The sequence below is a fragment of the Pontixanthobacter luteolus genome (assembly GCF_947494915.1).
GTDB classification, from domain to species: Bacteria; Pseudomonadota; Alphaproteobacteria; order Sphingomonadales; family Sphingomonadaceae; genus Pontixanthobacter; species Pontixanthobacter luteolus.
This window is the reverse complement of the sequence record NZ_CANLWR010000002.1, coordinates 795,752-809,599: the sequence shown is the minus strand read 5'-3', so window position 1 is coordinate 809,599 and position 13,848 is coordinate 795,752. Positions and strand designations below refer to the sequence as shown.

Below are 13,848 nucleotides of genomic sequence, written 5' to 3'. Positions count from 1 at the left end.
ATGAACAAACGATCACTGCTGTCCGCTCTGCCGCTTTTCATTTTGTCGGCCTGCAATTCATCTGCCGATCCGGCCCCTGCACCCGGGGAAGATTTCTGGGCTGCGCTGTCTTCGCATTGCGGCAACGCCTATCAGGGCGGCCTCGTTAGCGATGACGCGGCCGATGCCGACATGCAGGGCGCACCCATGGTTATGCATGTGCGCGAATGCAGCGACGACCGGATCGCGGTGCCGTTTCATATCCAGGGTGCCGACGGTAAATGGGACCGGTCGCGCACCTGGGTTTTTACCCGCACGGACAATGGTTACCGTCTGAAGCACGACCACCGGCACGAAGACGGCGAGCCTGATGCTGTGACCATGTATGGTGGCGAGACTGCGGCCGCCGTAGAGGGCGTTGCGCAGGCTTTCCCGGTCGATCAGGAAAGCATCGAGCTGTTCAAACGCGAAGGGCTCGACGCATCGGTCACCAATGTCTGGCGGGTGCGGGTCGACCTGGCAGGCCAGGATGATGCGATCTATGCTTACAAGCTGACTCGCCGGGCTGCGAAAGGCGCGCCGGCTGATCGCGATTTCATGGTCGAATTCGACCTGACCCAGCCAGTCCCCGCGCCGCCGGCACCGTGGGGCTTCGAGGACAGCTGAGTACTGCTGGCAGCTGCCAGCCGGTTGCCTGCGGGTTAGCCTGCTGGCGGAACTTCGGCTTCTGGCGCTTCGCTTTCCTGCGCTTCAACCTCGCCGCCGGGGACCATGGTCATTTCGGTTTCCGGAATGTCCACCTCGACCGCAGCCGGATCCTGTTCCGTGACGATCAGTTCGCCTCCGCTCAGATCTTCCGCATCGGCCTCATAGGTTTTTTCTTCCTGCTCGGCGCAAGCCGCAAGCGCCATCGCGGCAAGTGCGGGAATGGCAGCTTTGGCAAGGCGGGAAAATGTGACGGTGTTCATGTGTGTTCTCCTGTCAGAAACGGCTTGGCTTGTGTTTGCGGCCAAGTGTTGCACTGCATATCGGCAGCGGCAAGTGCGGCAATCCCTTACTCTCTTTTGGCCCTTACTGGTCCCAGCCAAGGCTGCTCTTGATACTGGCAACGGTCTCAGCATCCATCTGCCCGAACAGCGCCGCGGTCGTGCGGTGCCCATGGGCAATTCCGCGCTCGTCATAATAGGCCCAGTCGCTAACATCGGAGAGGTTCACCCGCACCGTATCGCCCAGCGCGTACTTCTCGTTATAGGGATTGTTCGACAGAGTACCGACCAGCACATCGCCATCGCGGCGGACATTCTCGACCCAGATATGCTCCCACCCTTCGAGCGGGAATTTAAACACGATATACTCATAACCGGCAGGCGGATCTTCCAGCACGGCGAGCCATTCGGGCAAGGTCGCCTGCGCCTCCGCAATCGCGGCGTTCATCACCGGATCGCTTTCCTCCACCATTTCCATCGGATCGGCGTCTTCGTTTTGCGCCAATGCCGGGGACAGTGGCAGCGCCATGGAAAGGGCGAGCGCCGGCACAAGCGCGGCAATTTTGCTGAGGCTTTTCATGACGCGAAGACTAGCAGCGCCAAACCGGTTGGCAAGATGGCGGAGCAGAGTGCGGACGAACATAGCGGCGGCGTGCCCTGATGCCTGAACGCCGGTGAGTGAAGGCCCATGGCTGAATACAATTCAGAAAGTCAGCACCGCGATGAACACACCAACGCAAAGCTGCACCGCCGCGACCATGTGAAGCTGATTGCTGAACGGCTGTTTTCGTGTCTTGTGCCGGAACAGCGCACGCGCAGCATAAGCGGCCGGCGTGCCGCCCATCCCGGCCAAGATAAGCAATTCCGCCTCCGGTGTCCGCCGCCACCCATTTTCAGCGCGCAACTTGTCGAATCCAAAAACCAGGAAGGTGATGAGGTTGATGAAAATAAGGTAGTAGGTGACGATTTCGGCGATGATCAGGGCCATCGCTATGATTTATCGGCTGAAAATCCGTTCGCAAGGCTATTTGCAGCAACTTTCCAGACTTGGTCTTTCGAGACTGCTTCCCAGTCACGGTTGGATGGAGAATGTCGTACTCGCAAAGATTGCCACGCCGATTTCTGCCGGGTCTTTTCCGCCCCATTCATTGACCAGCTTCAATCCGCCAGTCAGCTTGCCCTCGTCAGCCACGAAATAGATCGGAAACTCCGCTTCCCAACGATTGTCGTTTGTGTCGTGTGCCAGCTTCGGCGCAATGCCCAGATCGGGGATAAGGATCCTGCCCCGCCGAAATCCGCTGAACAGGTATCGGGCCTCAATTGAAGGAACGAATGTGTCCACTTTGCTCGGACCCTGCACTGCGAGGTCTACACAATTTTCAAGACTGCCTTCAAAATCAGGCGCCGCGTCGGATGGAGAGCAAAAGCGCGCCTTTTTGGCGGCCTTCCATTCGTCCTTGTATGAAAGCTGGCCAACGAGCGACAGCTTCTGCGTCGGAGCCCAATAGATGTATGGCGCGATCGAGAAATCGGTCTTGCTTTTCGACGTCGAGATTTTTCCCAAGTCGGCGGCTGACGCTGTCCCATTATAGAAACTGAAGTCATTCCAGCCGACTTCGGCACTTAACCCGAAACCGAAACGGGCATTCTTCTCGCCATCCTTTGTTCCCCAGTAAACCGCATTCCAGGCGCTGACCGTCGCAGGGTGCGCGTAGTCACCCGTCTTTTTGTTGATGGCAAAAATCCATGCCAACAACGCGTCACCCTCGCACGAAGACGGGTATTCTGCCCCGACCTTTTGTTCGCTGAAGCAAGCCGTTTGCGCTGCAGTCAGCATTTTATTCGCTCGATCGCGTACGTTGCTGGCCGTTTCCGGCCGGTAGAAGTTCCAGGAGAGGCTGGCCCCGATTTTCGTGTCAGTGGCGATCCGGTCGAGAGATTCCTCAGCCGGATCATTTGCTCTTTCATTGTCGGTGCGGGAGAAGAAAGGGTCAGCGCCGGTCGTCAGGGATAGGCCGTAACCGATTGTCGAGATGCGCTGGTTTCCGGTGCCTCTGTAGTCCGGGCGCCGAAAGCGAAATTCATCTTTGAAGCCCAGCGATATATTGCTGCCGCTTTTTGTTGCCGAAACGGCTGAAGTGACGCCGCGTTTGTCCAAGGCCCGGCCCGGCACCGAAAATCGGCTAGCGGACAGGTTTTTCGGAGCGCCGTAATTCCGTTTCGCAAGTTCAAAGCCCTTACGCATTGTTGCACAGGGCAAATTGTAGGCGTCTTCTTGTGTATCGGCGTAACTCTTGCCTGGGGGGCAGGATTTGGCCTGCGCCCGCCCAAGACGCGCCTCTTTGCGTTCCTCTTGATCGCCCGGCGTTGCCGGTGCCGGCACGCCGTAAGCCAGAGATATCGCCGCGAGTCGCGTGAAACGGGTGTAGATTGCGCCTTTCTCCGACAGCGGGGTGCGGGCAGCGCCAACGGCTTTGCATGCTGCCTTGAGTGCCTTTGTATCGGCCTCGATCTGTGCGCTTAACTCTGCCGCGGCCTCTGCGCCCGGCGTATCTGAAGGCAGCTTGCCCAGCACCTCTAGGCGCTTTTCAATCTCCCGATATTTATTGAGCTGGTCGCGAAAATTCTTGTAGCCGACAAACCATTCATCGGCGGCCTTTGAAGTTTCAGCGTAGAGATCGTTTGCTAGGCCTTTTTCAGACTCGAATTGGCTTTGCAGCGCGACCAGATCGGCCCGCTTGCTTTCGACCGCGGCCACATTCCCAAGTTCCGGCTGCAGCGTGCACGCGGAATCTTTTTCGCTCGCGTTCGCCTGAGCCAGAGCCTGAGTCGGAACCATGAAAGTGAGCACCAATGCCAGTGCTGAACCAGTATAAGTTGCCTGCGTTTTCGTCATATCGCCCCCTTTGTTGGGGGTTATGGGTTCTTAGTCCGTAATCACGATAGGACAGACACGACAAACCACTCGGCGCGCACCAGCGATTCGCTGATGCACGCCGAAGTTATACTCTAATACTCTTATTTCGAGGAATATATGCGGACTGGTTACTCCGCCGCGACAGTCCCTTCACCATTATCTTCGAACAGGCCAGGGCCGTTGTCTTCGGCTTCCTCCTCGTTCGCGGCCTTGGCTTTTTTGCGGTTGTCGAAGCTGGACCAGACGTCCTGCCAATTGCCCTTGGTCGCGCCCTTTGAATATTCGGTTGCGCGGGTTTCGAAGAAGTTGGCGTGCTCCACACCGTTGAGCAGCGGGGCGAGCCATGGCAGCGGGTGGTCTTCCACCATGTAGATCGGCTGGAAGCCCAGCTGGCCCAGTCGCCAGTCCGCGATGTAGCGGATGTACTTCTTGATTTCTTTCGGCGTCATGCCCGGAACCGGACCGTCTTCAAAAGCGAGGTCGATGAATGCGTCTTCCAGGCGAACGGTTTTCTGGCAGGCATCGATGATGTCTTCCTTCACCGCCTTCGTCAGGCAATCGCGTTCGTTGCAGAATGCGTGGAACAGGCGGGTGATACCTTCGCAGTGCAAGCTTTCATCGCGAACCGACCAGCTGACGATCTGCCCCATGCCCTTCATTTTATTGAAGCGCGGGAAGTTCATCAGCATGGCGAACGACGCGAACAGCTGAAGTCCTTCGGTAAAGCCGCCGAACATCGCCAGCGTGCGGGCGATATCCTCGTCGCTGTCGACGCCGAATTCCTGCAGGTAATCGTGCTTGTTCTTCATTTCCTCGTATTCGAGGAACATGCCGTATTCACTTTCCGGCATCCCGATGGTGTCGAGCAGGTGCGAATAGGCAGCGATGTGGACCGTTTCCATGTTGGAAAACGCGGCCAGCATCATCTTGACTTCGGTAGGCTTGAACACACGGCCATATTTTTCGTGGTAGCAATCCTGCACCTCGACGTCGGCCTGGGTGAAGAAACGGAAGATCTGCGTCAGCAGGTTCCGTTCGTGATTGCTCAGGTTCTGCGCCCAGTCACGGCAGTCTTCACCCAGTGGAACCTCTTCCGGCATCCAGTGGATTTGCTGCTGGCGTTTCCAGAAATCATAGGCCCACGGATACTCGAACGGCTTGTAGGTCTTTCTGGCTTCGGTCAACGACATCTTGTGGCTCCATCGGGCTGTGAACAGCTACCTGTTGTAGGTTGATTGTGTTGTACAGAATCAGAAACGGGAATCGAGAGCAAGTGCAAAGATTGCACGTGGATAAATTACCCGAAATTCTGCTTGCACCATGGCTATGCGGCGCAAGTCCATGAGTCGCCCGCCTGCATTGTGTTCCAACAAAAATTTCGGAACCGCGCGGCGGCTTTCTCCATTGATTATGTAACGATCAAACGGAGACATTCAATGGCAAGTACCGACAGCAACACCGCACCCCGAAACCGCAACGATGAAGGTGGCACGGGCGCAGACACTCAGATGGGCTATGGCAATTCGCGCAATCAGGACGGCCAGATGGAACAGGACATCGCGCTGTCGCAAGTCCCGCCGATGCAGGGTGACCAGCATATTGTGGGCGAAACATCTGATCGGCCCGACCTTAGCGTGAAGGCAGCGGCGAACAGACCACTATACGAGGGCGATCGCGGCTGAGGCCGTTTTCCCCTTTCGCGGGCTCAGTTCCGCTCCCTCGGCGCCTCCTCCCTTACGGGACGGAGGCGCTTTTTGTTTTCGGGTCGGCCTGGCCGGGCGGATTACTTCCAGAACCAGCGGTTCTTCGCGCCGCGCCGCTTCCGGTCGCTCCACATGCGGATATACATCCACAGGCCCGAGACGGTGAAGAACATCAGCGCCAGACCGGATAGCATGACGATAATCTCGCCCCAGACACCCCCTTCGCTGCCCGAGTGCAGATGGTGGAAAAGCCCGAGATAGGGGCGCAGCGGGTTGTCAGTTTCCACGCTCGGCGGGCGGCAGCGCCATCCCTCCGGACATTTGAAGCCGGGTGGCGGCGCAGCAGCGGCCACAGCCTCTGCAGTGGGTTCGCCCGATGGCCACCAGACCGCAGCGTAATGAAGCAGGCCGGTAACCGCGACCCAGATCATGATCACGCCAAAAAAGACCGACAACCAGCGATGCCACTTGCGCATAGAAACTCCCGAAACCCTGTTGGTTAAATGCAATTGGTTCGCATTACCAACAACGGTTGAGGGCGCAAGCGCAAAACTGTCGCGAAATGTCACGTGTTTCGGCGATCCGGCGAATGAGGCGTTCTGTGGCTGCGGTGAGCCGAGGAACGAACCCGCGAGCAGCCCGTTAGTATAGTATAAGTAAATGAAAACGAAAGGGAATTCATGTTTGAGAAGCTACGGATCAAGGAACATATGGAAGTCGCAAATTCGGAAGGACTGCATGTCGGCACGGTCGACGCGGTACAGGACGATGCGATCAAGCTGACCAAATCGGACAGCGGCGATCAAATGCACCACTTCCTTTCGCTCGATGATGTCGAGAAGATCGATGACAACCGGATTTACCTGAAGGAAAGCGCACGCATTCCAGACGGTCTCGGAACACGGGCAACAGAAACCGCATAATTGCGGGATGAAAAGCCGCCGGTAACGGCAGGCTGATCAGACCCCGGCGCTTGCTCCCGCATCAGCGGTAGAGCGCGCCGGGGTTTTTTGTGCTCTGCGCCTGTGCACAGCCCCGGTCAGGTGAGCTTGTCGTACAGCATATGACCGACATAGGCGGCCAATCCGAACGCCGCGACCGCGAACCCGCGGCCGATATCGCGCCGCTTGCTGCCAACGCCGCCCCAGAACACGTATCCCAATATCAGCAAGACCAGCAGAGACGCGGCAAGAAAAACAAGTTCAGCCACCGAAGTCAGACCATCATCGCCAGTGCAGTGGTCAGCAAGGTCGCGACTACCGGGACAATTACCGTCACCACACCAACATCTTTATAGGCCTGTTTGTGCGTAAGCTGCGTAATCGTGAGCATGGCGATAACCGCGCCGCAGTGCGGCAGGGAGTCGAACCCGCCGCTTGCCATGGCAACCAGGCGGTGGAGGATTTCCGGTGGCACACCCATGGCCAGATAGGAATCGGCCATTGTCGCCATGAATATCTGCAACCCGCCCGACGAAGAACCGGTGATGCCCGATACCGTGCTGGCCGCAGCAAACATGGAAACCAGCGGCGGCACATCCAGCCCGACTACGGCTTGGGTAAAACTGGCGAACCCGCCCGTCTGCGCCACCACACCGCCAAAACCGATTACTGCCGATGTCGCCATCAGCGGCATGATCGCGTCCTGCGTGCCCAGCCCCATGCTGTGCAAGGGCGCGCGGCGTACTGCCGGGAACAGCACAATCGCAGCGATGCTCGCGAGGATCAGCGCGATGGAAGGCCACAGGATCGGCTGCGAATTGGCGAAGGCGAGCAATTCGCTGCCACTTCCGATGTCCGCCATGGTCAGGAGCCGCGGCGCCAAGATCGTCCCGATCACCAACGCGAGCGGCAAGATCGCCACCGCCCAGTGAGGCACATCTTTCTCGATTGCCGCAAAATCCGGGATAACGTCGCGCGGACCGGGTTCGAACCCCTCGCCGTTGGCGCGGGCCTTCTTCCGCTCACGTTCCAGATAGAACATGCCGAGCGCGAACATGACCGCCCCTCCGAACAGTCCGAGCCAGGCGGCGGCGAACAGGTCAGTCCCCAGCTTCAACGTCGGGATCACATTATGGATCGATGGCGTACCCGGTAACGCAGTAAGCGTGAATGTTCCCGCCCCCAGCGCCAGTGCGCCGCAGAACAGGCGCTTGGGAATGTCCGCCTCTTTCAGCAGTCTCAGGCCGAGCGGATACATGGCGAAAATCACAACGAACACCACCACCCCGCCATAGGTCAGCAGTGCGCATGCCAGCACGGTGATCCACAGCGCCCGGTGCGCGCCCAGCCGGCGGACCAGCGCCATCGCGATGCTGGTTGCGGCATGGCTTTCCCCCATGATCCGCCCGAACACGGCCCCTGCAGCAAACAGCATGAAGAACCGTCCGGCGAAAGTGAACGCGCCAAGGTCGCCGAAGGTGTATGACTGGGTAAGGCTTTCAGCGAACGGCAGACCGTTGGAAACGATCACCAGCAAAGCACAAAGGACAGATGCGAAAATGATGTTCACGTCTCGCAGTGCGAGAAAAATCAGCAGCCCCATTCCGGCGAGCAGCCCGAGTACCCCAATCATTGCGCCTGTCCCCGTCCCTGCCCGGTCTGGATGCCGGTTTATCTGAGCCTGATGCTAGCCGCGGCTCTTCTTCGAACCGAAGAACGACCCGCCGCCCAGCACCGTTATGCCAAGGAAGAAGCCGAAATCATACCACCCCCCGCGATTGGGCACGGCATAAACCGCAATGTCCGGGTTGAAGAGCGACCCGATGAACGACCACGGGAAGATAAACCCGTGCCACAGCCCCCACCAGAAACCGGGCGATCCGGCTTCCTTCGCCACGCCCGCATCGATCTGCGACGCGCAGGCCGAGAGAAAAAGAGTGATGGCAAGAACTGGCAAAATACGGCGCATTATAAACTCCCCGGGAAGCTCCCGCCGGGATTGTAACGCGCGCAAGCCCGGCGGAGCAACAAGCAAGTCAGGCGCGCTGCGGAGCCTTTGACATACAGCATATGCACTGTATTACTACAGTAAATCACACAGGGAGCTCCCATGCTATCAATTCTCGCTGCGGCCGCGTTGCAGGCATCTTCGCCCTCTGCCCCGGCAAGCGCTCACCCGTTTCCGGAAGAAACCGAAATGCACGAGCGGATCCGCAAGGCCGATGCCCAGCTGTTCTGGGCGTTTTTCGAAGGGTGCGATCCGGCCTTGCAGGCGGAGGTGATCCATCCCGATTTCCGGATGGTGCACGATCTTGAAGGTTTGGCGATTCCAAACAGGGATTTCATGCTGGAACAGGCCAGCGAACGCTGCGAGGCGCGCAAGCCGGGTGGTTCGAGTGAGGGGTACAGCAACCGGCGACTTCTGGTTCCCGGCAGCCGAATTATCAGACGGATGGGCCAATGGGGCGCGCTGGAACAGGGCCAGCACACATTCCACGAATGGCGCGCTGACAAGGATGGTGACAGCGGCGAATGGGAAATGACCGGCGGCGCGCGCTATATGCACGTGTGGCAATGGATGCCCGAAGAAAGGCGCTTCAGGCTGCTAGAATCGCTCAGCTACGATCACGGTGCTGCGCAGCCTTATCCGCCGGACTTGGACTGACGCAATCCATGAGCCGCAAAAGAAACGGCACCGGCGGGATAATCCTGCCGGTGCCGATTTACTTCGAGTTATCGCCGTAAAGCTGGCTTACTGACAGCTCAGACATTCCTCATAATCGGTTTGCTCGGCACCAGCCATCAACTCGATCTTTGCGGCGTCGACGGTGTTGTCCGCTTCCACCCCGCCGGCAAAGCCAGCGCGCTGGACCGACTTCGACCGCAGGTAATAGAGCGACTTGATGCCCTGTTCCCATGCGCGGAAGTGCAGCATCATCAGGTCCCATTTATCCACGTCAGCCGGGATGAACAGGTTCAGGCTCTGCGCCTGATCGATGAACGGCGCACGGTCAGCCGCATATTCGAGCAGATAACGCTGATCGACTTCGAAGCTGGTCTTGAACACGGCCTTTTCTTCGTCGCTCAGGAAATCGAGGTGCTGGACGCTGCCGCCCATTTCCAGGATCGAATTCCATACATTGGTCGAATCCTTGCTCTTTTCGCGCAGCAGCTTTTCCAGATACGGGTTCTTCACGATGAAGCTGCCCGACAGGGTTTTGTGCGTGTAAATATTGGCCGGGATCGGTTCGATACAGGCGCTGGTGCCGCCGCAGATGATGCTGATCGACGCGGTCGGTGCGATCGCCATCTTGCAGCTGAACCGCTCCATCGCACCCATTTCTTCTGCGTCGGGGCACGGGCCGCGTTCATGCGCGAGGACCATGCTGGCTTCTTCTGCCTTGCCCGAAATGTGTTTGAACATCTTCAGGTTCCAGACCTTCGCCATCGAGCTTTCGAGGCCGATATTCTTTGCCTGGAGGAAAGAGTGGAAGCCCATGACGCCCAGGCCGACGCTGCGTTCACGCATCGCCGAATACTTGGCGCGAGCCATTTCGTCGGGTGCGCGGTCGATATAGTCCTGCAGGACGTTGTCGAGCATGCGCATGACGTCTTCGATGAACGATTTTTCTCCGTTCCACTCATCCCATTTTTCAAGGTTGAGCGATGACAGGCAGCAAACCGCAGTACGGTCATTTCCGAGGTGGTCGATACCGGTCGGCAAAGTGATTTCGCTGCACAGGTTCGATGTCGAAACCTTCAGGCCCAGTTCGCGGTGATGCTTGGGCATCATGCGGTTCACGGTGTCGCTGAACACAATGTACGGCTCACCCGTGGCGAGGCGGGTTTCGACCAGTTTCTGGAACAGCGAGCGCGCATCGACATCGCCGCGAACTTCGCCGGTCTTGGGCGATTTCAGCTCGAAACGGTCGCCATTGCGGACCGCTTCCATGAATTCGTCGGTCAACAGCACGCCGTGGTGCAGGTTGAGCGCCTTGCGGTTGAAGTCACCCGACGGTTTGCGGATTTCGAGGAATTCCTCGATTTCAGGGTGCGACACATCGAGATAGCACGCGGCCGATCCACGGCGCAGGCTGCCCTGCGAAATCGCGAGGGTGAGCGAATCCATTACCCGGACAAACGGGATGATGCCGCTGGTCTTGCCGTTCAGGCCAACCGGTTCGCCGATGCCGCGAACATTGCCCCAATAGGTGCCGATGCCGCCGCCTTTCGAAGCCAGCCAGACATTCTCGTTCCAGGTGCCGACAATCCCGTCGAGGCTGTCCGACACGGAATTGAGGTAACAGGAAATCGGCAGACCGCGCGATGTGCCGCCATTGGACAGCACCGGCGTTGCAGGCATGAACCAGAGGTTCGAGATATAGTCATAGAGACGCTGGGCGTGCTCCTGATCGTCGGCATAGGCATCGGCCACACGCGCAAACAGATCCTGGAATTTTTCACCGGGCAGCAGGTAACGGTCGATCAGCGTTTCCTTGCCGAACTCGGTCAGCTTTTCATCGCGCGATTCGTCGGTCACGATGGTGAAGCGGCGATCATTGACTTTCTTGCTGTCGTCCACTGGCTTCGCAGCGGCCTTCATCGCTTCGCCCAAGGCGCCGGCCATGGCTTCGCTGGCCTTTTCCGCGACCAGTTCGTCGCTGCCTCTGTCACTCGCTTCCATTGTCACTGCTTTCGCTTCGGGGCCTTTATCAGCCGTCTTCTTGGTGGGTGCGGCTGCCGGCTGGCTGCTCGTGTTTTCGCTATCCTGCTCAAGCCCCATGGCCGCGTCATCCCCAGTTCTGAATTCCATATTTTTCCCGCCCCGTCCTCAGTTCGAACAACGGTAGTGCGATACCGATGTTCCTAATCCGTTCGATTCGGCGGGAAGCATCCCACCTAGCATTTTTTCACTGGCGAACGGCGAATTACTTATCCCCGATCTACCCACAGCCAGCCCTTTTCTCACCTTGCGCCAGACCGAATCATACCTTGCCCACGCCCTGTGGCGTGTAGCCGTAAATCACTAGGTCTAGTAGGTGCCCCCGAGGCCCGACACCCAAATAGTGAATCAGACGCCGATTTGAAGCAAGAGGGTAAATTGTGATTAACCAAGCTTTCGAACACAATATGTGGGGTGTGTTAGTCTGCTAAAACGCAGCGACGCGCCGGAAAAGCTTGGCTGGCGCGATACGCAAGCCCAAAAATGAATCCGTGAAAAAATATTTCGCGGGAAAAGCCTGTTTCAGGGCTTTGAATCAATCGACTCGTGCAGCGCAATTTTCGGTCTTGTTCGGGCCGCTCCGCGCAACCTGTCCGCGCTGCCGCCGGACGCAGTTTTCATGCGTCCTTGAAGGAGGGTCGCAACCAGGGCCGCAAGCGTGGCCGGAAATCGCCGAACGCCATGCGCTGATCAGCTGGCAGATGCTTTGGCGTGTCCCGCGATCTCGTCTGCGATTGCTTCGACCAGTTCCATCGGCAGGTCATGTCCCCATCCCGGGAAGGTCCGGATGGTCGCGCCGGGAATGCTTGCGGCTGTATCCCGACCGCCTTCGACCGGAACCAGCGGATCATCCTCGCCGTGCAGAACAAGTGTGGGCACAGTTACATCCTTGAGCATGGGCCGCCTGTCGCCGTCTGCGACAATGGCAGACAAATGCCGGGTCGGCCCCTCCGGATAGACGCTGCGGCGGACGCTTTCGCGCACCCGGTCACGCAATTTTTCTTCCGGCGCAGGGTATCCCGGGCTGCCGATCGTACGCGACAGTTTGACCCCGTGATTGACCAGCGCCTCTTCTTCCATGCTCGCGGGCCGGGTCACGAGAACCTTCATCGCTTCCTTCTTCGCCGCCGGCAGTTTCGGGTTGCCGGTGGTCGAGAAGATCGACGTCAGCGACAGCGCCTTGTCCGAATGCCTCGCAGCAACGTGCTGGGCGATCATCCCGCCCATGCTCGCACCCACGATATGCGCGCGCTCTATTTCCAGTGCGTCCAGCAATCCGGCACCGTCATCAGCCATGTCGGCCAGAGTGTAAGGCACCTTGGGCGTGATCCCCAGCTTGCTGAGGATGGTGAGTTTGATCAGCCCCGGAGCCTTCACCCCGTCGAACTTGTGGCTCAGGCCGATGTCGCGATTGTCATACCGTATGACGCGAAAGCCGCGGTCGACCAAGGCTTCTACCAGCTCGATCGGCCATAGGGTCAGCTGCGCGCCGAACCCCATGATAAGCAGCATTGGCGGGTGCGAAGGGTCGCCGTGATCTTCATATTCGATGGTAATCCCGTTGGCGGTCGCCTGTGCCATAACTTGCCTTGCCCCTGATTGCTGCGTTTACCACGCTTGCGGTGTCATTGCGGTACATGACCCACTTGCCCGCCATCGGCAAGATTGGACGAGCGCGGCGGCCAATTGAAAAACGCCGCCCCAAGACCGGAGCGGCGCATTCCATCGCTATGATGCGCGGGCATCAGCGGCAATCTATTGGCCCGGTCAGCTGCCGAGCGAGATAACGGCCCGTTCCGCCGCGCTGCTCGCCAGACGGACCTTTTCCGATTGCCTCAGCTGCGCGAAATATTTGGCCTTTTCTTCAGGACCAGTGGCGAAAATGATGTTTGCCTGGAATTTAGCCTTGGCCGCGCCTGCGACAGGCACTTCATCCAGACCGCTCATCCGCCGCACCGCCCACGCTGCTGTGCGGTCGATCAATGGGACGCCTGAACTGCGATAGATCTCAACATTCGCAGGGCGGCCATTTTCCCCCTGATCGAAGCGGATCTGAACAATTCCGCGCGGCGCACCCAGTTTTTGCAGCCTTGTCGTGACCTCCAATTGACGGTCGAGTCGGTGATTGGTTTTGGCGACCCATTGCTGCAGCGCGGTGCGAGATGAGACAACGATATCTTGGTCCTCTGCCGCGATGACAGGGGTGGTTGCGGTTACCGCCAGACCGGCGGCCAATACGGCTTTCGTGAATATTTGCATTGGATCATCCTTCTTGATGTGGATGATCGGCCAGGACAGACCAGCAAGCGGAGCACAGTCCCGAATTTTACTCGTGCCGCTGCATCGTTGGTCGATCGTGTCGGCAATGATCCGGCTGATCACTACCTCCACGAGCAAAAATGCGCCTTTGGCAGAATATTTCAACCAGGCAGCGGCAAACGTCATATACTTCTGGATGAATGCCATTCATAGGCCGATGAATTGCGCAGCGAGACAGGCTAAGGGCAAATCCAACCCCCTCGCGCCGGCGACTCAGCATATTTTTTGTGCCGCCAAATGAACCGTCCGGCGTGTTACAGGCACCTATCAGGCAGAAACC

General features: G+C 58.3%; 16 protein-coding genes. 4 read left to right on the top strand and 12 right to left on the bottom strand.

Features of this window, described 5'->3' with window-relative positions:
- On the top strand, positions 1–645 hold the full coding sequence (locus tag PO778_RS12770; protein WP_271439923.1) for a hypothetical protein: 645 nt from the start codon (positions 1–3) through the stop codon (positions 643–645).
- Between the two features lie 35 nt (positions 646–680).
- On the opposite strand, the gene PO778_RS12765 is transcribed toward PO778_RS12770, so the two are convergent.
- From PO778_RS12765 to PO778_RS12745, 5 genes are all read right to left on the bottom strand, one after another.
- Positions 681–947: a hypothetical protein gene (locus PO778_RS12765; protein WP_271439922.1), complete on the bottom strand. Its 267-nt coding sequence runs from the start codon at positions 945–947 to the stop codon at positions 681–683.
- A 103-nt stretch (positions 948–1,050) separates the two neighbouring features.
- Positions 1,051–1,545 (bottom strand): DUF2314 domain-containing protein, encoded by a 495-nt coding sequence (locus tag PO778_RS12760; protein ID WP_271439921.1) that lies wholly within the window; start codon positions 1,543–1,545, stop codon positions 1,051–1,053.
- A 123-nt stretch (positions 1,546–1,668) separates the two neighbouring features.
- Positions 1,669–1,953 carry a DUF1294 domain-containing protein gene (locus tag PO778_RS12755; protein WP_271439920.1) on the bottom strand — a complete coding sequence of 95 codons (285 nt, stop codon included), beginning with the start codon at positions 1,951–1,953 and terminating at the stop codon, positions 1,669–1,671.
- Positions 1,954–2,037: 84 nt separating this feature from the next.
- Positions 2,038–3,861 (bottom strand): hypothetical protein, encoded by a 1,824-nt coding sequence (locus tag PO778_RS12750; RefSeq protein ID WP_271439919.1) that lies wholly within the window; start codon positions 3,859–3,861, stop codon positions 2,038–2,040.
- A gap of 149 nt (positions 3,862–4,010) precedes the next feature.
- Positions 4,011–5,072 carry a ribonucleotide-diphosphate reductase subunit beta gene (locus tag PO778_RS12745; RefSeq protein WP_160730890.1) on the bottom strand — a complete coding sequence of 354 codons (1,062 nt, stop codon included), beginning with the start codon at positions 5,070–5,072 and terminating at the stop codon, positions 4,011–4,013.
- A 246-nt stretch (positions 5,073–5,318) separates the two neighbouring features.
- On the opposite strand from PO778_RS12745, the gene PO778_RS12740 reads away from it, so the two are divergent.
- On the top strand, positions 5,319–5,564 hold the full coding sequence (locus PO778_RS12740) for a hypothetical protein (RefSeq protein WP_271439918.1): 246 nt from the start codon (positions 5,319–5,321) through the stop codon (positions 5,562–5,564).
- Positions 5,565–5,665: 101 nt separating this feature from the next.
- On the opposite strand, the gene PO778_RS12735 is transcribed toward PO778_RS12740, so the two are convergent.
- The gene (locus PO778_RS12735; protein ID WP_271439917.1) at positions 5,666–6,061 is read right to left on the bottom strand and encodes a PepSY domain-containing protein; all 396 of its coding nucleotides are present in this window, start codon (positions 6,059–6,061) and stop codon (positions 5,666–5,668) included.
- A 204-nt stretch (positions 6,062–6,265) separates the two neighbouring features.
- On the opposite strand from PO778_RS12735, the gene PO778_RS12730 reads away from it, so the two are divergent.
- The gene (locus PO778_RS12730; protein ID WP_160730893.1) at positions 6,266–6,508 is read left to right on the top strand and encodes a DUF2171 domain-containing protein; all 243 of its coding nucleotides are present in this window, start codon (positions 6,266–6,268) and stop codon (positions 6,506–6,508) included.
- 116 nt (positions 6,509–6,624) lie between these two features.
- Here PO778_RS12730 and PO778_RS12725 read toward each other — a convergent pair whose 3' ends face one another.
- Genes PO778_RS12725 through PO778_RS12715 form a run of 3 tightly spaced genes read right to left on the bottom strand, consistent with a single transcriptional unit; the run spans position 6,625 to position 8,495 of the window.
- Positions 6,625–6,795, bottom strand: a complete 171-nt coding sequence (locus PO778_RS12725) for a hypothetical protein (protein WP_271439916.1) — start codon at positions 6,793–6,795, stop codon at positions 6,625–6,627.
- A 5-nt stretch (positions 6,796–6,800) separates the two neighbouring features.
- Complete coding sequence (locus tag PO778_RS12720; RefSeq protein ID WP_271439915.1) at positions 6,801–8,159, bottom strand: GntP family permease; 1,359 nt, start codon at positions 8,157–8,159, stop codon at positions 6,801–6,803.
- Positions 8,160–8,213: 54 nt separating this feature from the next.
- Positions 8,214–8,495, bottom strand: a complete 282-nt coding sequence (locus PO778_RS12715; RefSeq protein WP_160730896.1) for a putative periplasmic lipoprotein — start codon at positions 8,493–8,495, stop codon at positions 8,214–8,216.
- A gap of 141 nt (positions 8,496–8,636) precedes the next feature.
- Between PO778_RS12715 and PO778_RS12710 the strand changes: the two genes are divergently transcribed.
- Positions 8,637–9,191, top strand: a complete 555-nt coding sequence (locus PO778_RS12710) for a DUF4440 domain-containing protein (RefSeq protein ID WP_271439914.1) — start codon at positions 8,637–8,639, stop codon at positions 9,189–9,191.
- Positions 9,192–9,278: 87 nt separating this feature from the next.
- On the opposite strand, the gene PO778_RS12705 is transcribed toward PO778_RS12710, so the two are convergent.
- The 3 genes from PO778_RS12705 to PO778_RS12695 all read right to left on the bottom strand — a co-directional run bounded on the left by PO778_RS12705 (position 9,279) and on the right by PO778_RS12695 (position 13,715).
- Positions 9,279–11,339 carry a ribonucleoside-diphosphate reductase subunit alpha gene (locus tag PO778_RS12705; RefSeq protein ID WP_271439913.1) on the bottom strand — a complete coding sequence of 687 codons (2,061 nt, stop codon included), beginning with the start codon at positions 11,337–11,339 and terminating at the stop codon, positions 9,279–9,281.
- A gap of 600 nt (positions 11,340–11,939) precedes the next feature.
- Positions 11,940–12,830 carry an alpha/beta fold hydrolase gene (locus PO778_RS12700; protein WP_271439912.1) on the bottom strand — a complete coding sequence of 297 codons (891 nt, stop codon included), beginning with the start codon at positions 12,828–12,830 and terminating at the stop codon, positions 11,940–11,942.
- A 186-nt stretch (positions 12,831–13,016) separates the two neighbouring features.
- Positions 13,017–13,715 carry an energy transducer TonB family protein gene (locus PO778_RS12695; protein ID WP_271439911.1) on the bottom strand — a complete coding sequence of 233 codons (699 nt, stop codon included), beginning with the start codon at positions 13,713–13,715 and terminating at the stop codon, positions 13,017–13,019.
- Positions 13,716–13,848 lie beyond the last annotated feature (133 nt).